Source organism: Mycolicibacterium arabiense (assembly GCF_010731815.2).
Classification (GTDB): domain Bacteria; phylum Actinomycetota; class Actinomycetes; order Mycobacteriales; family Mycobacteriaceae; genus Mycobacterium; species Mycobacterium arabiense.
In genome coordinates, this window is record NZ_AP022593.1 from 558,931 (window position 1) to 583,755 (window position 24,825).

A 24,825-nucleotide genomic window follows, 5' to 3' on the forward strand; every position below is an offset into this window, starting at 1 on the left:
GTGTCCTCTCACGCTCCCCAGCTGGACTGGGTGCCGCCGACGCGTTCGGCGTCGATGGTGTTCTGGTATCCCGATTCGGCGAAGGCACGCATCGGGTCTGCGGGCAGTCCGCGCTCGGTGCGCCACTGCGCCACCGCGGGCCGGACGTCGGTGTAGAACGCGTCCATCACGATTGCGTTCGCGGTCAGTACGTCACCGCTCTCCTGCGCGGCGGTCAGCGCCTCGGTGTCCACCAGCAGGGCACGGGCGGTCATCTCGGCCACGTTGAGCACGGAGCGGATCTGACCGGGGATCTTGGCCTCGACGTTGTGGCACTGGTCGAGCATCAACGCCAGATCGGACCCAGGTGCGAGCCCGCCGCCCCGGATGACCTCGAACATGATCCGGAACAGCTGGAACGGGTCGGCGGCCCCCACGATGAGGTCGTCGTCGGCGTAGAACCGCGAGTTGAAGTCGAACGAGCCGAGCTTCTCCAAGCGCAACAGCTGGGCGACGATGAACTCGATGTTGGTGCCCGGCGCGTGGTGACCGGTGTCCAGGCACACCTTCGCCCGCTCCCCGAGCCCACTGACGTGCGCGTAGGACGTGCCCCAGTCCGGCACGTCGGTCATGTACATCGCCGGCTCGAAGAACTTGTACTCCAACACCATTCGCTGACCGGGCCCGATGTGCTGGTAGATCGTCGCCAGCGATTCGGCGAGGCGGTCCTGCCTGCCCCGGATGTCGCCCTGTCCGGGGTAGTTGGTGCCGTCGGCCAACCAGATCTTGAGGTCCCGAGACCCCGTCTGCTCCATGATCTCGATGCAGGCCAGATGGTGGTCGATGGCCTTCTGCCGCACCGTCTTGTCGGTGTGGGTGAGGCTGCCGAACTTGTAGTCGTCGTCCTGGAAGGTGTTCGAGTTGATGGTGCCCAACCGGACACCGTGCTCGGCGGCGTACGAGCCGAGCGCCCCGTAGTCGTCGACCCGGTCCCACGGGATGTGCAGCGCCACGCTCGGCGCCATCCCGGTCAGGCGGTGGACCATCGCTGCGTCGGCGATCTTCTCCTCGATGGTGCGCGGCGTGCCCGGTGTGCCGAAGACCTTGAAGCGCGTGCCGGAGTTGCCGAACGCCCAGGAGGGCAGCTCGATGGCCAGGTTGTCGAGTTGGGCGTTCATCGTGTCGCGACCTCCGTCTCGGTTCCGTCGGCCAGTGTCGTCGGCGGGGTGACACCGTCGACTTCACTCTCCACCTTCCCGTAGCGCTCGACTTCGATCTGACGCAACGTCTTTCCGCGGGTTTCCGGGGCCCAGACGGCGCCGATCACGAGGGCGACCGTGAGCAGGCCGATCAGCAGCAGACCCACCCCGGTGAGGCCGGTGACGGCCAGCAACGTCGGGAAGAAGTAGCTCAGCAAACCGGTGAAGCTGCGCACCACGCAGAACATCACGCCCTGTGCGCTGGCCCGGTAGGGCGTGGCGAACAGCTCGCTGGCCCACAGGCTGTAGAACGCCTGGGCGCCGATGCCCGCCGACACGCCCCACAGCACCGCGAACGCCAGCATCGTGGGGACGCCGCGGTCGGTGAAGGCCACCAGCACGATCCAGCCGACGATGCCGAGTGCGGCGCCGATGACGTAGAGCCGTCGCTGCGACATCCGGTCGGCGTACCGCATGAAGCCGAAGTACGTGGCCGCCACCGTGCAGCCCCAGACCAGGACCTGCAGCATGTTCTGCGCTACCGGGCTGTGCAGGCCCGCGGTGTCGTACACCCGTGGCATGAAGATGCCGGCCTGACCGGCGACGGTGTTCCAGAACAGGTAGATGCCGCCGAGGAACAGCAGCGCGGTGATGTTGACCCGCCGCGAGAACAGGCCCCGCAGGCCGCGGGCGCCGAGCACCGAGGCCTGACCGCTCGCCGTCGCTCCGCTCGCCTGGGCGGCGGTGGCGGAGCCCTCCTCGGTCCAGATTGCCGACTCGGCCAAGCCCTGGCGGACCCACCAGACGACCGCCGCGACGACGAAGAGGTGCAGGAAGATCAGCCTCGAGCCCAGTAGGCCCAGCGGCGCGAGCGCAGCGGCGAGCGCGAAGCCGATCAGCGGTCCCACCGACCACGCCAGCTGCGCGGTGCCGACGTGCTTGGCGCGGCCCTCCGACGGTGCCTGTTCGGCGATGTAGGTCCACGACGCCGGTACGCCTGCGCCAACGGCGATGCCGGTGATGACGAATGCAGCCAGCAGCATGGTGAAGTTCACGGCGAAGGCCGCGAGCAGCACGCCGACCATGTAGACCAGCAGGTCGTAAGTGTAGATCGCCTTGCGGCCGAACCGGTCGCATAGCGGCCCGCCGAGGATCGCGCCGATCGCTGCGCCGAAGGCGTTGGCGCTCAACGCGGCGAGCAGTCCGACGGCGAAGTCGCTGATGTCGAACTCGGCCTGCCAGAACGCGAGACTGGTCGCGATGGCGATGATCGACCCTGCCTCGATGTAGTTGGACATGGCGACCGCGATGGTCGCCCGCCATCCGGTGGTGCTGCGCGCTCCGATGTTCATGGTCGTCCCTGTCTGGTGTCGTCGGTGGAGATGGTGGTCAGTCGAGGTGGAAGTACTCGGTCAGCGGTCGCATCGCCTGGTCGGGCGCTACGCCGGCCGGGTTGTCGAAGAAGTCGGCCATGCCTGCCTGCCAGCGGGCGTTGACCTCGGTGGCGGCCATCGAGGCCTGGGCCGCTGCGAAGTCGTCGGTCTCGAGGTAGCCGACCACCAGGCCGTCGTCGGGGCGGACGAACAGCGAGTAGTTGCGCCAGCCGGCGTCGCTCAGCGCCTCGAGCATCTCCGGCCAGACGTGCTGGTGGGCCTCGACGTACTCGTCGACGCGGTCCGGCTTGAGCCGGAGCACGAAGCACACCCGGTCGGTCACTGCGTCGCTCATCGCGTCCTCTACGTTTTGAAACGTTTCAATTAGTGGCTTGCGCCACACTAGGCAGCACGCGTGTGGCACGTCAACCCCCGGGGGGCTACAGCAGCGTGGCTCGGCCTCCGACGTCGACGCGCACCTTGGCACCCGCGATGTCCCCGTCGACGCTGGCCTGGGCGTCGGAGGCGTCGGTGAGCACGGCGAGCGCGCGCGTGTCCGACGGCGTGCGGACGGCCACGAACGCCTTCTCCGGCGTGCCCTCGCGGGTGAAGGGCGTCGTCCACGTCTCGACGGTGCCGGTACCGGTCCAGTCGCCCTCGGCCACCCGCGTCGGCTCGGCGTCGACCGCCGATTGCACGTCCTGCCACCGGAATTCGTCGGCAGGCGTGGCGCCGTAGATGCCGAAGCTGTGCTTGGTCAGGTAACCGCCGTTGGCGGTGATCAGTCCGACCGTGTCCGGTGCCGCCGCGAGACGCTCGGCCATGGTGGCGATGGAGTGCGACACATAATTGTTCCACGGCCCGCCGGCGAAGGTCAGTCCACCGGTCACGGTCAGCGGCCGCGCCGGATCGTCGAGCGCCAACCCGAGTTCGCGGGCGGCGACCTGGACCGCCGACGGGAAGCACGAGTACACGTCGACGAGGTCGACGTCGTCGATGCCAACGCCTGCGAGTTCGAGCGCACGCGCCCCGGCGATCCTGATCGCGGGCGAGCGATGGAACTCGGCGCGTTCGCCGATCAGATAGGTGTCGTGGGCGTCGGTGCCTGCGTACGGGAAGATCCAGCGGTCACGCGAAATCTGAAGGTGCGTAGCCTTCTCCGCCGACATCAGCACCAGCGCCGCGCCCTGGTCGACCATGTTGTTGGAGTTCATCAGCTTGGTGTACGGCCACGACACCATGCGATTCGTCGGGCTGGGCTGCCAGATGTCCTCGGCGGCAACGGCTTCGGTGCTCCACGCATGCGGATTGGCCTCGGCGACCGCGCTGAAGCGCGCCCACAGGTCCCCGATGCGGCGACGGTGCTCGTCGGGCGACTCCCCCGCGTCGATCCGCACCGCCTGCTCGAACATCGGGTACACGTACGCCGGACGGTCCAGCTTGATGCCGATCTCGACGTCGCCCGCCATCTGGAACTCGTCGTCGGCACCGGGCGGCTCCGGCACCGAGTCGTCCTGCTTCGTCCACTCCAGCTTGGTGCCCGCGGCACGGGCGCGCGTCCTGGTCCGCCACGTCTCGGCACCCGCGATCAGCACCGTGTCCAGCTTGCCGCTCTGGATGTCCAGGCACGCCTGATTGACCAGCGACTGAGGCACGTTGCCACCGATGCTGGTGTACCGGCCCTCGGCATTCGCCGCTCGAATGCGTTGCGCCAGAAGCAGACCTGGATTCCGATAGCGCCAGGACAACAGGTTGACGATGCGCACCGAGTCCACCGCCTCCAGCACGCGCGGGTCGGCCGCGGCGCGGGCGGCCGCCTCCATCAGGTCGACGGGTTCGACCGTGGGATCGGTCTCGCGCTGGTTCACCTGGCCGTAGCCGACGAGTACCGGCGTGCGGGGATCGATGGTCACGAGGACACCTTTCTGGGGTGGCGGTTCACTCGGCGGTGCCGATGCGAGGGTGGGGGTCGGCGTCCGGTCGGGTCCACTCGAATAGCGCGCCCGCGGTAATCAATTCGTCGATCAAACCGGCCGGCATCTGCAGGATCTCGGCGCAGATCGCCCGGGTGTGCTCGCCGGGCATCGGCGCGGGCCGCAGGTCGGCGTCGGGCAGGTGGCGGTAGCGCGCCGGCCGCGTCTCGGTGGGCATGGGCGCAGGGAACAGTGGATGGCTCGCCTCGGTGAAGACGGCCCGCTCGACGATCTGCGGATCGGCCAGCACGTCGGCCGCGCGGTACATCGGGCCCGCGGGCACGCCCGCCTCCTGCAGCGTCCGTGCGGCGTCGGCCTTGTCCCGGCGGGCGGTCCACGATGCCAACCCGGCGACGAGATCCACTGCCGGCGAATCGATGACGCCCAGCAGCGCGCGGCGGCGGTCGTCGGAGGAAACCGAGACGACGCACCATTCGTCGTCACCTGCGCACGGCAGCACCGCGTGGACGGCGGCGTCGTCGTCGAGCGCGGCGCCCGACGCGCGGGCGGCGTCGACGACGTAGGCCGCCGCGAGTTGGTTGATGGCCACCTCGGCTTGGGACACGTGCACGCGCGTCGCGTCCTCGGGACGGCCGATCAGTGCCGCCAGCGCCGCGATCGCGGTGATCTTCGCCGCGACGTGATCGGGGAAGATGGTCGTGGCGTCGAAGAACGCGCCGCCGGAACCGCCGGGCGTCTGGTCCGACCACAGCCTGCTGACGCCGGTGGTGGCACGTACCAGGGGGCCGTACCCCATCCGGCCGCTCCACGGCCCGTCGGCACCGAAGGCGCTGCTCTCTGCCAGCACGACGTTTGGGTTGAGCGCCCGCAGTTCGTCGAAGGACAAGCCGAGCGCATCCAGCGTGCCCGGCTTGAAGTTGGCGAACACCGCGTCGGCCGAGGCGACCAGACCGCGGAACACCGCGGCACCGTCGGGGTGGCGCAGGTCGATGCCGAGGCTGCGCTCGTTGCGGTGGGTCAGCGCCCAAGACCGGCTCATCGGCTGGCCGGGCGGCGTCTGCCGGAGCCCGTCGGGATAGGCGGCGCTCTCCACCTTGACGACGTCGGCGCCCATGTCGGCGAACAGCCTGCCGAGTTCGCCACCGGCGACGATGACGCCGAGGTCGAGAATCAGCAGGTCGTCGAGCGGTCGTCGAGCCGTCGGCTCCTCGGGTGCGGCTGCGGTGGGCCCCGCAGCGAGCCACCGTGCGGTGTCCGTTCCGACCGCGGGCGCCGGTTCGCGCAGCCCGGCGCGGGCGCGATCGACGACGAACGCCCCGGTCGGCACGTCGAGCCGGACGCCGTCTGCGAACTCCGCGGAAGTCAGCGCGCGCACGGCGCGGAAGTGCTCGGAGGCCAGTGCCTCGGCCGGGTCGAGCACCGCAGCGATCGGCACGCCGCGGGCCTGGCCCTCGTCGACCAGATGACCCATCGTCTGCTCGGCGAACAGCGAGGCGATCAGCGCGTTCAGTTCGGCCGACGCCGCGTAGCGCGCGCCGATGGTGTCGAACTTCGGGTCGGAGAACTGCTCCGGCTCGCCGAGCCATTCCCGCATCGCCCGCCACTGCCTCGGCGAGAGCAGGCAGATCCGGACGTGCCCGTCCCGGCAGGGAAACGTCGGGTAGATCTGCTGATTCCGGGGACGGCCACGCCACAACTGGTTCGACGCCTTCTGCCCCACGGCCGCTTGACCTTCGGAGCCGAACGGCGGGTCGAGGGTCTGCACGACCGCCTCGAAGCGGGAGAAGTCGACGTGCTCCCCCGTGCCGGTGCGCAACCGATGGCGGTAGGCGACGAGCACGGCCCACGCCGCCTGCACGGCGGCCGTGGCCGACGCGATGCCCAACGGGGGCAGGACCGGTCGGCCCGCCGTCGGACCCGAGCGCGACAGCGCGGTCGACATCGCGCACAGCACCGCATCGGTCGCGCTCCACGACGCATACGGCCCGGTGCTCCCGAAGTCGGTCATCGACAGCGCGACGAGGTGCGGGAAGCGGTCGGCCAGGTCGGCAGCCGTGGTCCCGAAGGCCGCGCAGCCACCGGGTCGACCGCCGTCGACGAGCACGTCGGCCTCGGCGACCAGGTCCAGGAACCGGTCGCGATCGGCGGCAGGGTCGAGGACGGTGCAGCGCTTATTGGCGTTGTCGATGGCGAACGCGATGCCGACCCCGGCCACGGTCGGACGGGCCGTGCGCGCCGCCGCTCCGCCGGGCGGCTCCACCTTCAGCACGTCGGCGCCCAGATCGGCCAGCAGTCGCCCGACGCCGTCGGACTTGGCGCCACCCACGTCGAGGACCCGCATCGCGGCCAAGAGCTGACACCTGTCAAGCACGGGCATCAGTATCGTTCAGCACCCCGCGAACCCACGCCGCGGGTATGCCCGCCGACGGCTGCACGGCTCGTGATCTGCCGATACGCCGCTGCCACATACACTTGGCCGGTCATGTCCGAGACCAGTGCGCTGCCCGCCGATGCCGTTGCGCATCCGCTGCTGGGCCAGTTGTCCGCACTGAACCACTACCGCACCTACGTCGACATCGGCGTCGTGGTGGTGGTCCTCGCACTGACCAACCTCATTGCGCACTTCACCACGCCGTGGGCCAACGTCGTCACCGTGCCGCTGGCGGCGGCCGGTCTGGTGGCGCTGGTCCGCTCGCGCGGCCTGGGGTGGGCCGAATTGGGTCTCGGACGCGAGCACTGGAGGTCCGGCGCGGGTTACGCGCTGGCGGCCGTCGCGTTGGTCGCGGCGGTGATCGCGATCGGGGTCGCCCTGCCGTGGACGCGACCGATGTTCATGAACGACCACTACGCGACGTTGTCCGGGGCGTTCCTCGCCTCGATGATCATCATCCCGCTGCAGACGGTGATCCCCGAGGAACTCGTCTTCCGCGGCGTCCTGCACGGCGCGATGACGCGGGCGTGGGGTTTCCGCGGCGTGGCGGCCGCGGGGTCGTTGCTGTTCGGCCTGTGGCACGTCGCCACGTCACTCGGGCTGACGAGCAGCAACGTCGGCTTCACCCGCATCCTCGGCGGCGGCGTCGCGGGGATGGTCGCGGGCGTCGTGCTGGCCGTGATCGCCACGGGGGCAGCGGGTTTCGTCTTCACGTGGTTGCGCGGTCGTAGCGGCAGCCTGATCGCGCCGATCGCGCTGCACTGGTCGCTCAACGGTCTCGGTGCCCTGGCCGCGGCCCTGGTCTGGCACGTCTCGACCTGATCGGTCTCAGCGCGTCGAGCGCCTGCGCGCCCGGAACTCGCGGTTCTTGAGCTTGTTGCCGCACCCCGACATGTCGCACCACGTTCCCCCGTGGTTGCGCGAACGGTCGTAGAACGCCCACAGGCACTCGTCGTTCGCGCAGGCCTTCAGCAGCTCCCAGGTGCCTGCGCGCTGCGCCTCGGACACCACGGTCAGCAACCCGGCGAGGCGAGCGCGTACGGAATCGTCGGCGGGCGCCACTGCCACGGCGCCCGAGGCGTCCAGCCGAACCCGGAGCAGCGCGTGGTCCCCGAGGTCGCGAATCGGCCGCAGCGCGCGGGCATCGGGTCGAGGGCCACCGGCGTTGTGGAGGACGAGTGCGTGCAGGGCTTCCCGTACCCCGGTGACGGCATCCAGATCGCTGCCGTCGAGCCGGGCGTCGGGGCTGAGCAGGCCGAGTTCCACCAGCAGGGGCGGGGCGCCCTCGCGGTCGGCCAGCTGATCGTCGTTCGTCTCGCGGTCGAGGGTGTTGATCAGCGCCTGCACCCGACGCAGCGGGCCGGGCGCGGGTTTGGTCTCGTCCGGGTCGTCGAGGACGAGGGTGGCGGGCATGGACCGACTATAGCGCTTGATGACCAGTAAAAACGGTTGACCGGTCATGCGTGACCGCTATAGCGTGAACACCAGTCACCGAGGAGGTCGTAGACATGCGAGAAGAACGATTGGCTTCGAACCCCGGCGCCGTCGCCGACGAGGTCGGGGCGGGCTACCCGGTCGTCGCGCCGTCGGTCCTGGCGCGACTGCGTGCGCGGGTCTTCTCCTACCGCTACGACTGCGAGTTGGAGGCGGGCGTGGATCCCGGACCCGGCTCGGCGCTCCAGGTGCACGGCGCGCGCCTGTCGACCGACGCCGAGCGAGCCGACCTGGCCAATGCACTTCGCGTCGTGCTGCACGACGCCGAGGCCGGCACCTCGCTGAGCCAGGGACGCGTCCCCGTACGCGGCGACGCGGTGCATCAAGCCGCCGACGTCATAGACAGCGTCATCGACCGGTTGGAGTCACCTTCGCCTGCCCGCGTACGCGGGGTCGCGCGGCTGCGGATCCTGCTCGCCGACGGGCGAGGACCGCTGTACCGATCGGACCGCGGCAGTGTCGCGGCAGCGATGCGCGGCGTGCTCGCGGCGCTCTGAACGTCAGCGCTTGCGCACCGCGCCGACGATGGCCAGCAGGATCACCGAGCCGAGGATGGCGGTGAACAGCGTGAACCACCAGCCGCCACCGGCCGTGTCGAGGAAGAAGCTCAGCAGGAACCCGCCGATCAGCGCGCCGATGATGCCGATGACGATGTTCATCAGGATGCCCGAGCCGCCGCCCTTGACGATCTTGCCCGCGATCCAGCCGGCGATGGCGCCGATGATGATGTAGCCGATCCATCCAACGCTGGTCTGCGTCGTGGAGCGGGCCAGGAACTCGGTAGCAGCCATTACGTCCATCGGAAACTCCTGCCTTCATGGCCACGGCGAAGTGCCGGGCCTGTCCCCGGTATACCCAGCGCGGGTAACGATCCGGGGAACGAAGGCAACACGATCGGGGCTACCCGCGAACCCGACTCAGGGCGGCGGCATCATTCCGGGAGGCGCGTCGGTGACCGGAACCGGGACGCCCACTCCGGGGCGGGCCGGCGGCGCGTTCGGGTCCGGCGGCGGCGCGTTGGGGTCCGGCGGGGCGTTCGGGTCCGGTGGCGGTGGTGGTGGCGGCGGCGTGTACGGGCGGATCGACTGTGCCAGCGTGACGGCGGCACCCTTGTCGACCGGGTTGTTGGCCGTACCCAGCCACACCACGAACCAGCGTTCCGGAGCGCGTTGGCTGCGGGGGGCGTTCGGCGGCAGCGGGTTCCCGACGACGCCTGCCCAGATCTGGCCGTTCGGCTTCGTGGTGTCGGTGAACTTCACCTCGTAGGAGGAGAAGGCGCCCGGCATGCCTGCGGCGTCGAGCGCACCCGATTGCTGATTGAGCCGCGTGCCGGCGAACGGCATGAAGAACTCGCCCATGTCCGATGCGAGGCGAGCCGCGGCCTTCGCGTTGTCGGCCTCGGCGCCCGCGAACAGCTTGAGATCGAGGCGGCCCAGCAGCACGCTGGTGTCGTTCGGAGCCTGCTCGCTGCCTGCGGGCGGGATCTTCGTCAGCAGCGCCTGGCCGTAGGACAGCTGCGTCTGCTCCGACACCTTCCATCCCTCGGGGACGACGTAGCTCAGCCCGCCTGCGGCGTTCTCGACGCGGCCCGGCTCGGGCGGTGGTGGTGGTGGCGGTGCGCCGGGGGCGGGCGGCGCGTTCGGATCCGCGGGCGGTGGTGGCGGCGCGTTCGGGTCCGCAGGCGGCGGGGGCGGCGGCGCCTGGACCAGAGGTCCCGGGGGCGGCAGCGGAACCGCGGGGGCGGGAGCGGGCGGCGGCGGCGGAGGCGCCGGAACCGGCTCGGCCGCGGCGGAGCCCGGCAGGATCAGGGAGAGCGCAGTCGCGCTGGTGGCCGCGGCGGCGGCCAGTGTCGTGAGACCTGCGCGTCGTCGGGAGCGTCCGTCGGGGTGTTGCATGGGGAAGAAACTACCGTGTCACCGCTGTGACGCAAGTGTGAGTTGCTCTTAAAGTGTCGAACTGCGAGGTTGCTGCGACCAGAAAATGACAGCCGAGACCGGATGCTTGAGTTTGCTGGCACGACGAGGCCCCGGACGGCCGCGCCACGCCGGTGCCGGGGTGTTCTGACACGTCCATCGCGCCCGTCCCGTAGGGCGTTACGGCCGGGAGTGGAGCGTGACCGCCTGACTCTTGACGGTGAAGAACACCCGCTCGCCGGGGGCGAGCCCCAGATCGGCCGCCGCCTCCCCGGTGACGTCGGCTGCCAGACCCGGCGCCCCGTCCGGTTGCTCGTCGGCGCGCACCCGGATCGCCGGACCGCGGCTGTCCAACTCGGCGACCACCACCTCGACGGTGTTGCGCGGGCTGCCGTGCGGCTCGTCGCGGTAGACGGCCACGGCCGACGGCGGGAACACCGCCACCACGGGCTCGGCGGCCGACGTGTCCCGGGCCGCCGGATCCAGCGCCGCCGGTTCTGGGGCCTCCCCGTGCCAGGTGCTGCCCCACTCGGTCACCAGTGAATCCGGGCCCGACCGTCGACCGGCCACCAGGTTGACCCCCGCGAAGCGCGCGCCGAAGAAACTGCGTGGCGCGCCGAGTACACCCGTGGCCGTGCCGGATTCGACGATGCGCCCCTGCTCGAGCACCACCACGCGATCGGCGAGCGTCACGACGTCGAGCAGATCGTGGGTGACGAGGATCGCCGACCGGCCACCGGCGGTGAGCACGCCGCGCAACACCTTGCGCATCGCGGTCGCGACGGCCACGTCCAGCCCGGCCAACGGTTCGTCGAGCAGCAACGCGTCGGGTTCGGCCGCCAGTGCCCGCGCCAGTGCCACGCGCTGCGCCTGACCGCCCGAGAGGCGTGCCGGGCTGCGGTCCACCAGATCGGCTGCATCCACCTCGGCGAGCCAGCGCCGCGCTGCCTCGCGAGAGTCGTTGCGGCCCAGACGCTTCGAACTCCTTGGCCCGAAGGCGACGTTCGCGGCGACGGTCAGGTGCGGGAACAGCAGCGGATCCTGCAGGAGCAACCCCACCCGCCGATCGTGCGTGGCGACATGGACACCGCCCGCGGCGTCGGTCAACGTGCGGTCGGCGACCCGCACCGAGCCGGCATCGGGCGCAACGATGCCCGCGATGACGTGCAGCACCGTCGACTTGCCCGCACCATTGGGTCCCAGCAGCGCCAGCACCTCCCCCGGTGCGACCGACAACTCCACGTCCAGACCCCGTGCGCCGACCACCGCGCGCACCGAGATGCCGCCGCCGCCAAACGCACTACCGTCACCACGCATTGGCGCCGCCCGCCCTGAGCCTGCGGCTACCGAGGCCGACGACGACCACCGCGGCCACCACCACCAGCAGCACCGACAGCGCGACCGCCGCTTCCGGATCGGACTCGCGCTGCAGGTAGATCTCCAGCGGCAGCGTGCGGGTGACGCCCTCTCGGGAACCGGCGAAGGTGAGCGTCGCGCCGAATTCGCCGAGCGAGCGGGCGAAGGCCAGCACCGCCCCTGACACCAGGCCCGGCGCCAGCAGGGGCAGCGTGACCCGCCACCAGACCGTCGTCGGCCTGGCGCCCAGCGTCGATGCGACCATCTCGTAGTCCGTGCCTGCAGTGCGCGCTGCCCCCTCGAGTGCGATCACCAGGAACGGCAGCGAGACGAACGTCTGCGCGAGGACGACCGCGGTCGTGGTGAACGCGATGTCGACGCCGAGGGCCTCCAGGTGCCGACCGAGCAGGCCCAGCCTGCCGAACGCGTACAGCAGCGCGATGCCGCCGACGACCGGCGGCAACACGAGGGGCAGCAGGATCAGCGGCCGGGCCCACCGCACGACGCGCGAGCCGCTGCGGGCCAGCACCAGCGCCATCGGCACGCCGACGACGATGCAGAGCACCGTGCTGGCCGCCGCGGTCTCGAGGCTCAGTCGCAATGCGCTCAGCGAGGAGGGGCTCGTCACCAGGCCGGCGAAACGCGGCCAGTCGACCCGGGCGACCACCGCGACGAGCGGCAGCGCCACGAACGCCGCCCCGATCGCCGCCGGGACGAAGAGCCAGCGCGGCAGACCCGCGGGCCGGCTGGTTCCGGACACGAGCCAACCCTAGGTCACCGGCCGACCACGGTTCGGCGACGGACGGCGTGGCGAATTTCGCGCCGTAGCTACTGTCCAGTAACATGGCGTCGACTCGCTGGGTTCAGCGTTGAACACGAGGAGGTCGTGGTGTCTGAGGTGCTTCTCACCGGCGGTGACACGGAGCTTGGTCGCGCCATCGCACAGGGTTTCCGCGATGCCGGGCATCAGGTCGTGATCGCCGGTGCCCGCCGTGACGAACTAGAGGTCGCCGCAAAGGAACTCGACGTCGACTTCATCGTCCTCGACAACACCGACCCCGCTGCCCTCGAGGCCGCGCGTGGCGAGTTCCCGCATCACATCGACACCATCGTGAACGTGCCATCGCCGCGTCGGAACGACGGCGACCCGCGCACCTACTCGCTGGCCGACCGCGCCGCCGCGTGGCGATCCGCTCTCGACGCCACCATGCTCTCGGCGGTGCTGACGGTGCAGATCCTGGGCGACCAGCTCAACTCCGGCGGATCGATCGTCAACGTGGTCCCCGGCACCGTGGCCGAAGGCAGCCCGGAGGCCGCTGTCAAGGCCGCCATGTCGAACTGGACCGCGGGGCAGGCCACGCACTTCGGCATTCGCGGCATCACCATGAACACGGTGGCAGCGGGCAAGGGCGCCGAGCCCGGGTACGACGGCGTCGGCGACACCAGTGCGTCAGTCGCCGCGGAGATCACCCGCCTCGCGCTGTTCCTGACCACTCCCGCAGCCCGGCACATCACCGGCGAGACGCTGCACGTGAGCCACGGGGCACTGGCGAACTTCGGCTGACGCCGGTTTATTCCCGCAGCTGGCGGGCTTCGCGCCGAGCGAAACGCACGACGGCGCACACCACTTCGTGGATAGGGTCGAATGCGTGACGATTCGACTCGGACTCCAGATCCCGAACTTTTCCTACGGCACCGGTGTCGAGGAGATGTTCCCCACCGTGATCGCCCAGGCGCGTGAAGCCGAAGCGGCCGGCTACGACTCGGTCTTCCTGATGGACCACTTCTATCAACTGCCCGGCCTCGGCACGCCCGACCAGCCGATGCTGGAGGCCTACACCGCGCTCGGTGCGCTGGCGGCGGCGACCGAGAAGGTGCAGCTCGGCACGCTGGTCACCGGCAACAGCTACCGGCAGCCCACGCTGCTGGCCAAGGCCATCACCACCCTCGACGTGATCAGCCAGGGCCGCGCCATCCTCGGCATCGGCACCGGCTGGTTCGAACTCGAGCACGACTCGCTCGGCTTCGAGTTCGGCACCTTCACCGACCGCTTCAACAAGCTCGGCGAGGCACTCGACATCATCCTGCCGATGCTCGCCGGCGAGCGGCCGACCGTGTCGGGCAAGTACTACAAGACCCAGGAGGCGATGGCGGAGCCGCGCTTCCGCGACCACATCCCGCTGATGATCGGCGGCAGCGGCGAGAAGAAGACGATCCCGTTGGCGGCCAAGCACTTCGACCACCTCAACATCATCGCGGGCTTTGACGAGCTGCCCCGCAAGTTGGCTGTCGTCAAGGAGCGCTGCGAGGAGATCGGGCGCGACCCGGCCACCCTCGAGACCAGCATGCTCGTCGTCGCCATGATCGACGAGAACGTCACCGCCGACCTCATCCCCGAGGACTTCCGCCAGCAGGCGGTCTTCGGCAGCCCCGAGCAGGTCGCCGACCAGATCAAGACCAAGGTGCTCGACGCGGGCGTCGACGGTGTGATCCTGAGCCCCGTGACCAGCATCAACGGCTACCAGCCCGGCGGCGCCACCGCGGTTGCCGAACTGCTCAAGCCGCTGCTCACGGCGTGACGCCGTAGCGGCCGACTTCGTGACGCCGTAGCGCGGTGGGTTATCTCACCGCGCTACGGGGAAGCCCGCAGACTAACGTGGTCGTTGTACACAACGTCAGAAGCGGGTCATCGGTCGAGGAGCAGAAATGAGCCATCCCGGAGCTACGGCATCGGATCGGCACAAGGTCGTCATCATCGGGTCGGGGTTCGGCGGATTGAACGCCGCCAAGGCGCTCAAGCGCACCGACGTGGACATCAAGTTGATCGCCCGTACCACCCACCACCTGTTTCAGCCGCTGCTGTACCAGGTGGCCACAGGCATCATCTCCGAGGGCGAGATCGCTCCCCCGACGCGCCTGATCCTGCGCAAGCAGCGCAACGCCCAGGTGTTGCTCGGCGACGTGACGCACGTCGACCTCGAGCGCAAGATGGTCGACTCCGTGCTGCTGGGTCACACCTACCGCACGCCCTACGACACGCTGATCCTCGCCGCGGGCGCGGGCCAGTCCTACTTCGGCAACGATCACTTCGCCGAGTGGGCGCCCGGCATGAAGACCATCGACGACGCGCTCGAACTGCGCGCTCGCATCCTCGGTGCCTTCGAGCAGGCCGAACGGTCCAGCGATCCCGAGCGGCGCAGGAAGCTGCTGACGTTCGTGGTCGTCGGCGCAGGCCCGACCGGCGTCGAGATGGCCGGGCAGATCCAGGAGCTCGCCGACCAGACGCTCAAGGGCAGCTTCCGGCACATCGACCCCACCGAGGCGCACGTCATCCTGTTGGATGCCGCGCCCGCCGTGCTGCCGCCCATGGGCCCCAAGCTGGGCAGGAAGGCGCAGGACCGGCTGGAGAAGATGGGCGTCGAGATCCAGCTGAACGCGATGGTCACCGACGTCGACCGCAACGGCATCACCGTCAAGGACCAGGACGGGACCAGCCGGCGCATCGAGTCCGCCTGCAAGGTGTGGTCGGCCGGTGTGGCCGCCAGCCCGCTGGGCAAGGACCTCGCCGCCCAGTCCGAGACCGAGGTCGACCGGGCGGGCCGCGTCAAGGTGAACCCCGACCTGTCGATCCCGGGCCACCCCAACGTGTTCGTCGTCGGCGACATGGCCTCGGTCGAGGGCGTGCCCGGCATGGCCCAGGGCGCCATCCAGGGCGCGAAGTACGTCGCGAAGATCGTGCACAACGAGGTCAAGGCGCGCGAGCACGGCAACATGCCCAAGCCCCGCGAACCGTTCAAGTACTTCGACAAGGGCTCGATGGCCACGGTCTCGAAGTACAACGCCGTCGCCCAGGTCGGCAAGCTCGAGTTCGGCGGCTTCCTGGCCTGGCTTGCGTGGCTCGGGCTGCACCTCATCTACCTCGTCGGGTTCAAGACCAAGATCGCGACCCTGCTGTCCTGGGCCGTGACGTTCCTCGGCCGCCAGCGCGGGCAGCTCACGATCACCGAGCAGCAGGCCTACGCCCGCACCAGGATCGAGGAACTCGAGGAGATAGCGGCCTCGGTGCAGCAGGAGGAGAAGGCGGCGTCCTAGCCGGGGCGACCGGGAGTTAGAGCCGGTCGCCCTGCCACGTCGCGAGGCAACCCCCCGCGGCGAGTTCCAGCAGCGTCCCGCGCGCCTCGAAAGCCGGTGCTGGATAACGCAATTCGCTGACGCATGCCCGCGGCGCGCCCAGCGCGTCGTCGGCGACCGCCCCGGTGCCCAGCTTCACCCGGTGGCGCAGCAGCGGTAGGTCGTCGACGTCGGCGTGCAGCGCCGCCGACCAGAATCCCTGCCGCTCGAACGACCGCCCGATCTGCGCGCGTTCGCGCAGCCGCGCGGTGCCGCCACCGCAGACGGTCAGCCGCGTGGACGTGACGTGGCGGGAGTCGCCCGCCACGATGGTCGGTTGCGGGTCGAGGTCCAGGTCGCCAGCCACCTGCAGGTCCCAGGTCGAACGCGATTCCCGCGACGTGGTTCCCGGCAACGCCATCGTCGCCGCGGCACTGCGCACGACCAGCCGGGCGCCGGCCTCCACCACGATGCGGATCGAAAGCGTGTCCCCGCCCAGCGGTGTCGCCGCCGCCGACACCAGGTGCACGGTGTCGCGCTCGGTGCGCCGGGCGGCGAGCCCGCCGTGACACTCGATGTGCGGCTGACGCCCCTTGCGCGCGACGATCAGGACCTCGGAGAGCACGGCTCGCTACACCGACACGCGCAACTGCTCGCGCACCCACTGCAGCACCGGGCCCGCGGTCGGGTCGTCGGTCAGCGAGATCAGCACGAACGGCCGGTCGTCGCGCACCTTGGCCGCGTCGCGCCGCATGACGTCGAGGTCCGCGCCGACCATCGGCGCCAGGTCGGTCTTGTTGATCACCAGCAGGTCGGAGAACGTCACGCCCGGCCCGCCCTTGCGGGGCACCTTGTCGCCACCGGCCACGTCGATCACGAAGATCTGGACGTCGATCAGCCCCGACGAGAACGTCGCGGTGAGGTTGTCGCCGCCGGACTCGACGAGGATCAGGTCGAGCCGCGGGTTGGCGGCGATCAGGTCGTCGATGGCGTCGAGGTTGGCGGTGATGTCGTCGCGGATCGCGGTGTGCGGGCAGCCGCCGGTCTGCACGGCCGTGATGCGCTCGTCGGGCAGCACGGCGTGCCTGCGCAGGAAGTCGGCGTCCTCGGTGGTGTAGATGTCGTTGGTCAGCACCGCCAGTGACAGTTCGTCGCGGAGCTGCCGGCACAGTGCGGCGACCAGAGCGGTCTTGCCCGATCCGACGGGTCCGCCGACGCCGATGCGCAGCGGTTCCCCCGGCCGGCGGGCGCGACGCGGGCGCTCGACGTGGGTGTGCGGTTCGCCGTCGATGAGATGCGGTGGCATGAGGGGCCTTTCAGGAGACGAAGAGTGGTCGTTCGCGTTCGACGTGGCGCTGGGCGAGCACGTCGAGCAGTGGATCGGACAGGTCGGCGAGTTCCTTCGCCGCCTCGGCGGCGGTGCGTTCGCACAGCCCCGACAGTTCGAAGGTGAGGGCGGCGACGTCGCCAGGGTCGAGGGCCAGGAGGCGTTGCGCGGCCGTCGCCGAGCCGGTCATCGTCGTGTACACCAGCGACAACGCGGTCTGCTCGGGCGACAACCCGCTCGCGGCGCCCACGGCGCCGGCCGCGACGCCGAGGTGCGGCTTCGTGCCGAGCGGCGCCCAGTCGCGCTCCTGCCAGACCCGCCGGGCCAGCCGCAGCAGCCCCCTGCCCTGCGCGCGGGACGCAGCGCGCGCGGCCGGTGCCGGTGTGCGGGCGTCGGTTTCGAGATCGGCGCGGGCCGGGTCCAGCGTGCCACCGTGCACCGCGGCGGCCATCGAGGCGGTCACCAGTCCGTGAGTGCGGATGCGGCGGACCAGGAACGCGCGCAGTGCGGGCAGGTCGGCGACGAGGCCGCTGGTGACGGCCTCCTCCACGCCGCCGGAGTGCACGTGCCCGCCGGTGGGCAGGCGCGAGTCCGAGAGCGCGAGCAGCGTGGCCAGTCCGGTCATCGTCGACGGCCCGGCTAGAAGAGGAAGTAGCGCTGCGCCATCGGCAGTTCCGCGGCGGGTTCTTCGGCCCACACGTCGCCGTCGATGCGAACGGTGAACGTGTCCGGGTCGACCTCGATGCGCGGCAGCGCGTCGTTGAGCGGCATGTCCGCCTTGCCCACCTTGCGGACGTTTCCGACGGGGACCAGGCGCCGGATCACGGCCAGCCGGTCGGCCAGACCGTCCTCGATCGCCTGGGGCGAGACGAAGTGCACCGACGTCGCAGCGGCCGCTGCCGGCGACGCCCCGAACATCGGCCGTGGCAGGACCGGCTGCGGTGTGGGGATCGACGCGTTCGCATCGCCCATCGCGGCCCACGCGATCATCCCGCCCTTGAGGACGGCGTGGGGTCGGACGCCGAAGAACGCAGGCTCCCACAGCACCAGGTCGGCGAGCTTGCCGACCTCAACCGAGCCGACTTCGTTCTCCAGACCGTGCGCGATCGCCGGGCAGATCGTGTACTTCGCGACGTAGCGGCGGGCGCGGTTGTTGTCGGCGCGCCCGTCGCCCTCCAGTGCGCCGCGCCTGCGCTTCATCACGTGCGCGGTCTGCCACGTGCGCAGCACCACTTCCCCGATCCGGCCCATCGCCTGGGCGTCGCTGCCGATCATCGCGATGGCTCCGATGTCGTGCAGGAGGTCCTCCGCTGCGATGGTGGACGGCCGGATCCGGCTCTCGGCGAACGCGAGATCCTCTGGCACGCTGGGGTTCAGGTGGTGACACACCATCAGCATGTCGAGGTGCTCGTCGAGGGTGTTGACGGTGTGCGGTCGGGTCGGGTTGGTGGAACTGGGCAGCACGTTGCCGTGCGAGACGACGGTGACGATGTCGGGCGCGTGCCCACCGCCTGCGCCCTCGGTGTGATAGGCGTGGATGGCGCGCCCGTTGATCGCCGCGAGCGTGTCCTCCACGAAACCCGCTTCGTTCAGCGTGTCGCTGTGCAGGTTCACCTGCACTCCTGCCGCGTCCGCCACGGTCAGGCAGGCGTCGATGGCCGCCGGCGTCGTGCCCCAGTCCTCATGCAGCTTGAAACCCGCTGCCCCGCCCCGCAATTGCTCCCACATCGAGTCGGCCGACACGGTGTTGCCCTTGCCGAGCAGGGCGACGTTCAGCGGCCAGGTGTCCAGGGCTTCGAGCATGCGGGCGAGGTGCCACTCCCCCGGCGTCACCGTGGTGGCCTTGCTGCCCTCGGCAGGGCCCGTACCGCCTGCGACGATCGTCGTGATGCCGCCGCCGAGTGCCTCCTCCATGATCTGCGGACAGATCAGGTGGACGTGGCAGTCGATGGCGCCCGCGGTGAGGATGCGCCCGTTGCCCGAGATAACCTCGGTCGACGGTCCGACGACGAGGTCGGGATGGACGCCCGACATGATGTCCGGGTTGCCCGCCTTGCCGATACCGACGATGCGGCCGTCCCGAATGCCGATGTCGGCCTTGATGATTCCCCAGTGGTCGAGGATCACCGCGCCGGTGATGACGGTGTCGGGCGCTCCGTCGGCGCGGGATGCGCGGGACTGCCCCATCGACTCGCGCAGCACCTTGCCGCCACCGAAGACGGCCTCGTCGCCCGCGAGTCCCGGCCCGCCGCTGCGGTCCTCGGTGATCTCGATGACGAGGTCGGTGTCGGCGAGCCGGATGCGGTCGCCGGTGGTGGGGCCGAACAGTGCGGCGTACCGCTCGCGGGACAGTGCGGTCATGAATCCAGCCTTCCCGGCGGCGTGAGCGACAGTCCGTACACCTCACGCGTCCCGCTCAGCGGTACGAGTGAGACCCGTTGCGCCACGCCCGGTTCGAAGCGCACAGCGGTGCCTGCGGCGATGTCGAGCCGGTGGCCGTGCGCGGCGGCGCGGTCGAAGTCCAGCGCCGCATTGGCCTGCGGGAGGTGGACGTGGCTGCCCACCTGCACCGGCCGGTCACCGGTGTTCACGACGTCCAGTTCGATCCGGGCCGCGCCCGCGTTCAGCTCGATCTCGCCGTCGCCGAACAACACCTCACCGGGCACGACCGGTGCCCGTTCCGGCTGGGGATCCTGGCTGGTCATGGCTGCCTCACGAGATCGGGTCGTGGACGGTTACGAGCTTGGTGCCGTCGGGGAAGGTCGCCTCGACCTGCACGTCGTGCAGCATCTCGGGGATGCCGTCCATCACGTCGTCGCGGCCGAGAACGCCACGGCCGCTGACCATCAGCTCGGCGACGGTGCGCCCGTCGCGAGCGCCCTCGAGGATGTGGTCGGTGATCAGCGCCACGGCCTCGGGGTGATTGAGCCGCAGTCCCCGGGCCCGTCGGCGGCGGGCCAACTCCGCGGCATAGGACAGGAGCAGACGTTCCTGCTCATGGGGGCTCAAACGCATAGTGCGCGATCCTGCCACGGCGCGCCGCACTCGGCAGCGCTCACGTGCGAGCGTGCGGGCGCGTGGGCGCCGACCCCAGTTCTCGCGAGAACTACACCAGCGTCGTGGATCCGTCGGAATTCACGACCGTGGTGTAGACGTCGCGAGGCGTCAGGCCTCCGGGACGTCGGCGGGCAGGTTCTGCAGCCGCACCTGGCCGCGCGCGACCAGCCGGCCGTCGACGCCGGCGATCTCGACCATCCACAGCTGCTGGCGGCGGCCCCGATGGATGGGCGTCGACGTCGCGGTCACGACACCGGCCTTGATGGCGCGCAGGAAGTCGGTGTTGTTGTTGACGCCGACGACGTTGCGCCCACCGCCGGTGGACTCGAGCCACACGCCTGCCGAGACGCTGGCGACGCTCTCGACGACCGAGCAGTACACCCCGCCGTGGACGATGCCGTGCGGCTGGAGCAGGCGGTCGTCGATGAGCAGCTCGGCGCGAACGCGATCGGGCGTCGCCTCGAGGTAGGTCAGGCCGAGTACGTCACTGAAACCGCCGTCGAAGGCCGACATGTCAGAAGTCACGGTCATAGGTCTAACACGCTCTCGGTCGCCCGCCGCGTCGTACCCCGGAGATGCGGGAGGACCCCGCACGTGATGTGCGGGGCCCTCCCTTCGAATGGACCGGGGGTCTCTGCAGCCCTCAGGACTCCGGCTCGGTCCGGTGGTTCATGGAGTTGTCGTCGTTCGTCGCGCTCGAAGTAAGCATAGGCAAGGCTTGCCTAATTAAGCAAGACCTTCGTCGCGCAGGTTCTGCTCGAACCGCGCACGGGCGCACCAAAGCCCACCAGGGCGTCGAGAACGGCCTGCCCGCGACGCATGGCGGTCAGCTCGCTCGACCCGGCCAGTAGCGGCACCTGCGTCGACGCGCTCACCACGGCGCCCCCTACGAGGTGCCACATCGCGGCGACCGACAGCGCTCCCTCGCTCACCGCGTACAGCCGGTCGAACAGCGGCTCGAGCGCCCGGTGACTGCGGTGGGCGACCCACGTGGTCAGGGCGGCCTCGCTGGGCAGCGCGACGATGCGGTCGCGCGCGGCGTGCCTGCGGCGCATGCCGGGGCGGCCGCCGAAGTACGGGTCGTCGGGTAGCGCCCGCAGCGTCGGATCGACGACGCCGACCCAGTCGATCGCGCCCTCGGAGTCGACGTGCACCCACAGGTTCTCGAGCCCGGTGTCCCAGGCTCGACCCTCGATCGCGAGTAGCGGGACCACGCGGCCGACGACCACGTGCGCGAGCGTCGCGGCCAGCTGCTGGCAGACCGCGGCGCGGCTGTCGGTCTCGGCCACGGCTGCCTCGTACATGTGCGCGAGCCGGTCGGTCGTCAGCGCCTCGGCCAGTGGCCACCACCGGCGGCGGGACAGATCGCCCATCACCGCCACGCCGTACACCCGCGGGCACTCGGGGTAGAGCTCGCGGAGCCGGCGGCTGGATTCGTGCAGCGGCAAGGTCTGCGCGATCGCCATCCGCGAGATGAGCGGGTCGTCGACCACGATCGTCATGGAGTCTCCCTCAGTTAGGTTAGCCTTACTATAGTGAGGGCGAAGAAGGGCGAAATACGTTGTGACTGGACTCACAGACGATCGGGAGATGGCGGCGCACTGACGAACTCGTTGGATCCGGTGACGACGCCGAATGGCGATCACCGTGGATACGACGCACCGTAGTACGCCGTAGTACTCTGATCTCACTGCTCAGGAGAGTGAACGGACCGTGGCTGTTGGGAAGAGAATGGCGAAGATGACGCGACTCGGAGAACTCGAGCGCGAGGTGATGGACCATCTGTGGTCCTCGCACGAGCCACAGACCGTGCGCCAGGTGCACGAGGCGCTGGCGGCTCGACGCGACCTCGCTTACACGACGATCATGACGGTCCTGCAGCGGCTGGCCAAGAAGAATCTGGTCGTTCAGCACCGCGACGACAGGGCGCACAGGTACGCACCCACCCACGGCAGGGACGAACTGGTCGCAGGTCTGATGGTCGACGCTCTCGACCAGGTCTCCGACTCGGGCAGCCGCGAAGCCGCCCTCGTGCACTTCGTCGAGCGGGTCAACGCCGACGAGGCCGACGCCCTGCGCCGCGCGCTCGCCGAACTCGAGGCCAAACACGGCACCGGGCCGGGTAGCAATCCTGGTACCGGCTAGGGAAGACTGACGGCGTGACCGCGCTGGCCTTCACGCTCGTGGCACTGGCCCTGGTAGGGCCGGTGCCCGCATTGCTGGCGCGGGCATCCTGGCCGCTTCGTGCACCGAGGGCCGCGATCGTCCTCTGGCAGTCCATCGCGCTTGCCGCGGTGCTCTCGGCGTTCAGCGCAGGCATCGCGATCGCGAGCAGGCTGTTCGTCCCAGGCCCCGACGGCCGACCGACCGCCACCATCACCAGTGAGATCGACGCACTCGGGTGGCCGCTGTGGTTGCTCTACGTCACGGTCTTCGCCGTCACGCTCGTCATCGGCGGCCGGCTGATGGTGGCCATCCTGCAGGTCGCGATCGCCACGCGTCGCCGCCGCGCCCACCACCGCATGCTCGTCGACCTGGTCGGCACCTCGCATCACGACGCTCCCCACGTCTGTACCAAGGCCAGCGGGCTGCGCATCCTCGACGTCAAACAGCCCCTGGCCTACTGCCTGCCCGGAGTCCGCAGTCGCGTCGTCGTCAGCCAGGGCACGCTGAACACGCTGTCGGACACCGAGATCGCCGCCATCATCAGCCACGAACAGGCTCATCTGCGCGCCCGCCACGACCTGGTGCTCGAGATGTTCACCGCCGTCCACGCGGCCTTCCCCCGATTCGTCCGCAGCGGCAGCGCTCTGGACGCCGTCCGCCTCCTCATCGAATCGCTCGCCGACGACGCTGCCGTCCGCACCGCGGGGCCCACTCCCCTGGCCCGCGCGCTCGTCGCTTGTGCCGCAGGGCGCACCCCCTCCGGAGCGCTCGCCGCGGGCGGCCCCACCACCGTCATCCGGGTACGCCGCCTCGGCGGCAAGCCGAACAGCGCAGCGCTCTCGGCGATCGCCTACGTCAGCGCCCTCGCCGTACTCGTCGTCCCCACGATCGCGGTCGCCGTTCCGTGGCTCAACGAACTGCAACGTCTGTTCGCCGCACTGCCCTGACGCTCGTCAGGCCGGATACTTCAAGCGCTTCGACCAAGCGCTACGACCAACCAACGAAAGGCTGCCCGTGACTTCGTCCGACACCACCGCCACCGCACAAATCGGGGTCACCGGCCTGGCGGTGATGGGGTCCAACATCGCCCGCAACTTCGCGCACAAGGGCTACACCGTCGCCCTGCACAACCGCTCGGTCTCCAAGACCGACGCGCTGCTCGAGGCACACGGATCCGAGGGCAAGTTCGTCCGCAGCGAGACCATCCCCGAGTTCCTCGCGGCGCTCGAGAAGCCGCGCCGGGTGCTGATCATGGTCAAGGCGGGCGATCCCACCGACGCCGTGATCAACGAGCTCGCCGACGCGATGGAGGACGGCGACATCATCATCGACGGCGGCAACGCGCTCTACACCGACACCATCCGCCGCGAGAAGGCGATCCGCGAGCGCGGTCTGCACTTCGTCGGCGCCGGTATCTCCGGCGGTGAGGAAGGCGCGCTGAACGGACCGTCGATCATGCCGGGCGGCCCCAAGGAGTCCTACGAATCGTTGGGCCCGCTGCTCGAGGAGATCTCGGCGCACGTCGACGGGGTGCCGTGCTGCACGCACATCGGTCCCGACGGCGCGGGGCACTTCGTCAAGATGGTGCACAACGGCATCGAGTACTCCGACATGCAGCTGATCGGCGAGGCCTACCAGCTGCTGCGCGACGGGCTCGGCAAGACCGCGCCGGAGATCGCCGACATCTTCGCCGAGTGGAACAAAGGCGACCTGGACAGCTTCCTGATCGAGATCACCGCCGAGGTGCTCCGCCAGACCGACGCGCAGACCGGCAAGCCGTTGGTCGACGTGATCCTCGACGAGGCCGAGCAGAAGGGCACCGGCCGCTGGACGGTCAAGTCCGCGCTCGACCTGGGGGTGCCGGTGACGGGTATCGCCGAAGCCGTGTTCGCCCGCGCGCTGTCCGGCTCGGTCGCCCAGCGTCAGGCCACCACCGGGCTCGCCTCGGGTGACCTCGGGACGAAGCCGTCGGACGCCGAGCGGTTCACCGACGACGTCAGCAAGGCGCTCTACGCGTCGAAGATCGTCGCCTACGCCCAGGGCTTCAACCAGATCCAGGCGGGCAGCGAGGAGTACGACTGGGGAATCAAGCCCGGCGACATGGCGAGGATCTGGCGCGGCGGCTGCATCATCCGGGCGAAGTTCCTCAACCGGATCACCGAGGCGTTCGACGAGGACGCCAACCTGCCGTCGCTGATCGTCGCCCCCTACTTCCGCAGCGCGATCGAGGACGCCATCGACAGCTGGCGCCGCGTCGTCGTCACCGCCACCGAACTGGGCATCCCGGTGCCCGGCTTTGCGTCGGCCCTGTCCTACTACGACGCGCTGCGCACCGAGCGCCTGCCCGCCGCCCTCACCCAGGGGCTGCGCGACTTCTTCGGGGCGCACACCTACGGTCGCGTCGACGCCGACCGCGACGAGCGCTTCCACACGCTGTGGAGCGGTGACCGCAGCGAGGTCGAGGCCTGACCCCGGCCCCGTAGAAT

26 protein-coding genes are annotated in these 24,825 nt (G+C 70.0%); 8 read left to right on the forward strand and 18 right to left on the reverse strand.

Going from position 1 to position 24,825, the window contains the following annotated elements; translation table 11 throughout:
• Window positions 1-8: 8 nt before the first annotated feature.
• The 5 genes from rhaI to G6N61_RS04380 all read right to left on the reverse strand — a co-directional run bounded on the left by rhaI (window position 9) and on the right by G6N61_RS04380 (window position 6,862).
• Window positions 9-1,157 carry an L-rhamnose isomerase gene (gene rhaI / locus G6N61_RS04360; RefSeq protein WP_163917421.1) on the reverse strand — a complete coding sequence of 383 codons (1,149 nt, stop codon included), beginning with the start codon at window positions 1,155-1,157 and terminating at the stop codon, window positions 9-11.
• The gene (locus G6N61_RS04365; RefSeq protein WP_163917422.1) at window positions 1,154-2,530 is read right to left on the reverse strand and encodes an MFS transporter; all 1,377 of its coding nucleotides are present in this window, start codon (window positions 2,528-2,530) and stop codon (window positions 1,154-1,156) included. Before G6N61_RS04365 ends, rhaI begins: the two co-directional genes overlap by 4 nt.
• Before the next feature lie 37 nt (window positions 2,531-2,567).
• Complete coding sequence (locus tag G6N61_RS04370; protein WP_163917423.1) at window positions 2,568-2,906, reverse strand: L-rhamnose mutarotase; 339 nt, start codon at window positions 2,904-2,906, stop codon at window positions 2,568-2,570.
• Window positions 2,907-2,991: 85 nt separating this feature from the next.
• Complete coding sequence (locus G6N61_RS04375; protein ID WP_163917424.1) at window positions 2,992-4,464, reverse strand: acetyl-CoA acetyltransferase; 1,473 nt, start codon at window positions 4,462-4,464, stop codon at window positions 2,992-2,994.
• Window positions 4,465-4,489: 25 nt separating this feature from the next.
• Window positions 4,490-6,862, reverse strand: coding sequence for a CaiB/BaiF CoA-transferase family protein (locus G6N61_RS04380; protein WP_163917425.1), 2,373 nt, complete (start codon window positions 6,860-6,862; stop codon window positions 4,490-4,492).
• Window positions 6,863-6,967: 105 nt separating this feature from the next.
• On the opposite strand from G6N61_RS04380, the gene G6N61_RS04385 reads away from it, so the two are divergent.
• Entirely contained in the window at window positions 6,968-7,738 is a 771-nt protein-coding gene (locus G6N61_RS04385; RefSeq protein ID WP_163917426.1) for a CPBP family intramembrane glutamic endopeptidase, read from the forward strand.
• A 6-nt stretch (window positions 7,739-7,744) separates the two neighbouring features.
• Here the strand turns inward: G6N61_RS04385 and G6N61_RS04390 are convergent, their stop codons facing one another.
• Window positions 7,745-8,329 carry a CGNR zinc finger domain-containing protein gene (locus tag G6N61_RS04390; RefSeq protein WP_163917427.1) on the reverse strand — a complete coding sequence of 195 codons (585 nt, stop codon included), beginning with the start codon at window positions 8,327-8,329 and terminating at the stop codon, window positions 7,745-7,747.
• Window positions 8,330-8,439: 110 nt separating this feature from the next.
• Here G6N61_RS04390 and G6N61_RS04395 point away from each other — a divergent pair, with 110 nt between their 5' ends.
• On the forward strand, window positions 8,440-8,907 hold the full coding sequence (locus G6N61_RS04395) for a hypothetical protein (RefSeq protein WP_163917428.1): 468 nt from the start codon (window positions 8,440-8,442) through the stop codon (window positions 8,905-8,907).
• Between the two features lie 3 nt (window positions 8,908-8,910).
• Here the strand turns inward: G6N61_RS04395 and G6N61_RS04400 are convergent, their stop codons facing one another.
• From G6N61_RS04400 to G6N61_RS04415, 4 genes are all read right to left on the reverse strand, one after another.
• Window positions 8,911-9,210 carry a GlsB/YeaQ/YmgE family stress response membrane protein gene (locus G6N61_RS04400; RefSeq protein ID WP_163917429.1) on the reverse strand — a complete coding sequence of 100 codons (300 nt, stop codon included), beginning with the start codon at window positions 9,208-9,210 and terminating at the stop codon, window positions 8,911-8,913.
• Between the two features lie 117 nt (window positions 9,211-9,327).
• Window positions 9,328-10,305, reverse strand: a complete 978-nt coding sequence (locus tag G6N61_RS04405; protein WP_163917430.1) for an APA family fibronectin-binding glycoprotein — start codon at window positions 10,303-10,305, stop codon at window positions 9,328-9,330.
• Window positions 10,306-10,503: 198 nt separating this feature from the next.
• Entirely contained in the window at window positions 10,504-11,640 is a 1,137-nt protein-coding gene (locus tag G6N61_RS31325; RefSeq protein ID WP_163917431.1) for a sulfate/molybdate ABC transporter ATP-binding protein, read from the reverse strand.
• On the reverse strand, window positions 11,630-12,439 hold the full coding sequence (locus G6N61_RS04415) for an ABC transporter permease (protein WP_163917432.1): 810 nt from the start codon (window positions 12,437-12,439) through the stop codon (window positions 11,630-11,632). The genes G6N61_RS31325 and G6N61_RS04415 overlap by 11 nt, the downstream gene beginning before the upstream one ends.
• Before the next feature lie 129 nt (window positions 12,440-12,568).
• Here G6N61_RS04415 and G6N61_RS04420 point away from each other — a divergent pair, with 129 nt between their 5' ends.
• The 3 genes from G6N61_RS04420 to G6N61_RS04430 all read left to right on the forward strand — a co-directional run bounded on the left by G6N61_RS04420 (window position 12,569) and on the right by G6N61_RS04430 (window position 15,771).
• On the forward strand, window positions 12,569-13,243 hold the full coding sequence (locus G6N61_RS04420) for an SDR family oxidoreductase (RefSeq protein WP_163917433.1): 675 nt from the start codon (window positions 12,569-12,571) through the stop codon (window positions 13,241-13,243).
• A gap of 85 nt (window positions 13,244-13,328) precedes the next feature.
• Window positions 13,329-14,258: an LLM class F420-dependent oxidoreductase gene (locus G6N61_RS04425; protein WP_163917434.1), complete on the forward strand. Its 930-nt coding sequence runs from the start codon at window positions 13,329-13,331 to the stop codon at window positions 14,256-14,258.
• 127 nt (window positions 14,259-14,385) lie between these two features.
• Complete coding sequence (locus G6N61_RS04430; protein WP_163917435.1) at window positions 14,386-15,771, forward strand: type II NADH:quinone oxidoreductase Ndh; 1,386 nt, start codon at window positions 14,386-14,388, stop codon at window positions 15,769-15,771.
• 16 nt (window positions 15,772-15,787) lie between these two features.
• On the opposite strand, the gene G6N61_RS04435 is transcribed toward G6N61_RS04430, so the two are convergent.
• The 8 genes from G6N61_RS04435 to G6N61_RS04470 all read right to left on the reverse strand — a co-directional run bounded on the left by G6N61_RS04435 (window position 15,788) and on the right by G6N61_RS04470 (window position 21,675).
• Window positions 15,788-16,414 carry an urease accessory protein UreD gene (locus G6N61_RS04435; protein ID WP_163917436.1) on the reverse strand — a complete coding sequence of 209 codons (627 nt, stop codon included), beginning with the start codon at window positions 16,412-16,414 and terminating at the stop codon, window positions 15,788-15,790.
• Window positions 16,415-16,420: 6 nt separating this feature from the next.
• Complete coding sequence (gene ureG / locus G6N61_RS04440; protein WP_163917437.1) at window positions 16,421-17,095, reverse strand: urease accessory protein UreG; 675 nt, start codon at window positions 17,093-17,095, stop codon at window positions 16,421-16,423.
• 10 nt (window positions 17,096-17,105) lie between these two features.
• Window positions 17,106-17,741, reverse strand: coding sequence for an urease accessory protein UreF (locus G6N61_RS04445; RefSeq protein WP_163917438.1), 636 nt, complete (start codon window positions 17,739-17,741; stop codon window positions 17,106-17,108).
• Between the two features lie 14 nt (window positions 17,742-17,755).
• Window positions 17,756-19,477: an urease subunit alpha gene (locus tag G6N61_RS04450; protein WP_163917439.1), complete on the reverse strand. Its 1,722-nt coding sequence runs from the start codon at window positions 19,475-19,477 to the stop codon at window positions 17,756-17,758.
• A complete protein-coding gene (locus G6N61_RS04455) occupies window positions 19,474-19,821 on the reverse strand; it encodes an urease subunit beta (protein WP_163917440.1) in 348 nt (115 codons plus the stop codon). Before G6N61_RS04455 ends, G6N61_RS04450 begins: the two co-directional genes overlap by 4 nt.
• A gap of 7 nt (window positions 19,822-19,828) precedes the next feature.
• Window positions 19,829-20,131, reverse strand: a complete 303-nt coding sequence (locus G6N61_RS04460; RefSeq protein ID WP_163917441.1) for an urease subunit gamma — start codon at window positions 20,129-20,131, stop codon at window positions 19,829-19,831.
• Between the two features lie 150 nt (window positions 20,132-20,281).
• On the reverse strand, window positions 20,282-20,704 hold the full coding sequence (locus G6N61_RS04465) for a PaaI family thioesterase (RefSeq protein ID WP_235887408.1): 423 nt from the start codon (window positions 20,702-20,704) through the stop codon (window positions 20,282-20,284).
• A 191-nt stretch (window positions 20,705-20,895) separates the two neighbouring features.
• Entirely contained in the window at window positions 20,896-21,675 is a 780-nt protein-coding gene (locus tag G6N61_RS04470; protein WP_163917442.1) for an iron reductase, read from the reverse strand.
• A 229-nt stretch (window positions 21,676-21,904) separates the two neighbouring features.
• Here G6N61_RS04470 and G6N61_RS04475 point away from each other — a divergent pair, with 229 nt between their 5' ends.
• The 3 genes from G6N61_RS04475 (at window position 21,905) to gndA (ending at window position 24,808) form a co-directional block, all read left to right on the forward strand.
• Window positions 21,905-22,318 carry a BlaI/MecI/CopY family transcriptional regulator gene (locus G6N61_RS04475; protein ID WP_163917443.1) on the forward strand — a complete coding sequence of 138 codons (414 nt, stop codon included), beginning with the start codon at window positions 21,905-21,907 and terminating at the stop codon, window positions 22,316-22,318.
• 14 nt (window positions 22,319-22,332) lie between these two features.
• Window positions 22,333-23,286 carry a M56 family metallopeptidase gene (locus tag G6N61_RS04480; RefSeq protein WP_163917444.1) on the forward strand — a complete coding sequence of 318 codons (954 nt, stop codon included), beginning with the start codon at window positions 22,333-22,335 and terminating at the stop codon, window positions 23,284-23,286.
• 67 nt (window positions 23,287-23,353) lie between these two features.
• Window positions 23,354-24,808, forward strand: coding sequence for an NADP-dependent phosphogluconate dehydrogenase (gene gndA / locus G6N61_RS04485; protein WP_163917445.1), 1,455 nt, complete (start codon window positions 23,354-23,356; stop codon window positions 24,806-24,808).
• Window positions 24,809-24,825 lie beyond the last annotated feature (17 nt).

Bases quoted from the DNA above. Each gene is read 5' to 3' on its own strand.
- rhaI (WP_163917421.1), bottom strand. From the start codon at position 1,157: ATGAACGCCCAACTCGACAACCTGGCCATCGAGCTGCCCTCCTGGGCG.
- G6N61_RS04365 (WP_163917422.1), bottom strand. From the start codon at position 2,530: ATGAACATCGGAGCGCGCAGCACCACCGGATGGCGGGCGACCATCGCG.
- G6N61_RS04370 (WP_163917423.1), bottom strand. From the start codon at position 2,906: ATGAGCGACGCAGTGACCGACCGGGTGTGCTTCGTGCTCCGGCTCAAG.
- G6N61_RS04380 (WP_163917425.1), bottom strand. From the start codon at position 6,862: ATGCCCGTGCTTGACAGGTGTCAGCTCTTGGCCGCGATGCGGGTCCTC.
- G6N61_RS04385 (WP_163917426.1), top strand. From the start codon at position 6,968: ATGTCCGAGACCAGTGCGCTGCCCGCCGATGCCGTTGCGCATCCGCTG.
- G6N61_RS04390 (WP_163917427.1), bottom strand. From the start codon at position 8,329: ATGCCCGCCACCCTCGTCCTCGACGACCCGGACGAGACCAAACCCGCG.
- G6N61_RS04400 (WP_163917429.1), bottom strand. From the start codon at position 9,210: ATGGACGTAATGGCTGCTACCGAGTTCCTGGCCCGCTCCACGACGCAG.
- G6N61_RS04405 (WP_163917430.1), bottom strand. From the start codon at position 10,305: ATGCAACACCCCGACGGACGCTCCCGACGACGCGCAGGTCTCACGACA.
- G6N61_RS31325 (WP_163917431.1), bottom strand. From the start codon at position 11,640: ATGCGTGGTGACGGTAGTGCGTTTGGCGGCGGCGGCATCTCGGTGCGC.
- G6N61_RS04430 (WP_163917435.1), top strand. From the start codon at position 14,386: ATGAGCCATCCCGGAGCTACGGCATCGGATCGGCACAAGGTCGTCATC.
- ureG (WP_163917437.1), bottom strand. From the start codon at position 17,095: ATGCCACCGCATCTCATCGACGGCGAACCGCACACCCACGTCGAGCGC.
- G6N61_RS04445 (WP_163917438.1), bottom strand. From the start codon at position 17,741: ATGACCGGACTGGCCACGCTGCTCGCGCTCTCGGACTCGCGCCTGCCC.
- G6N61_RS04450 (WP_163917439.1), bottom strand. From the start codon at position 19,477: ATGACCGCACTGTCCCGCGAGCGGTACGCCGCACTGTTCGGCCCCACC.
- G6N61_RS04455 (WP_163917440.1), bottom strand. From the start codon at position 19,821: ATGACCAGCCAGGATCCCCAGCCGGAACGGGCACCGGTCGTGCCCGGT.
- G6N61_RS04460 (WP_163917441.1), bottom strand. From the start codon at position 20,131: ATGCGTTTGAGCCCCCATGAGCAGGAACGTCTGCTCCTGTCCTATGCC.
- G6N61_RS04465 (WP_235887408.1), bottom strand. From the start codon at position 20,704: ATGACCGTGACTTCTGACATGTCGGCCTTCGACGGCGGTTTCAGTGAC.
- G6N61_RS04470 (WP_163917442.1), bottom strand. From the start codon at position 21,675: ATGACGATCGTGGTCGACGACCCGCTCATCTCGCGGATGGCGATCGCG.
- G6N61_RS04475 (WP_163917443.1), top strand. From the start codon at position 21,905: ATGGCGAAGATGACGCGACTCGGAGAACTCGAGCGCGAGGTGATGGAC.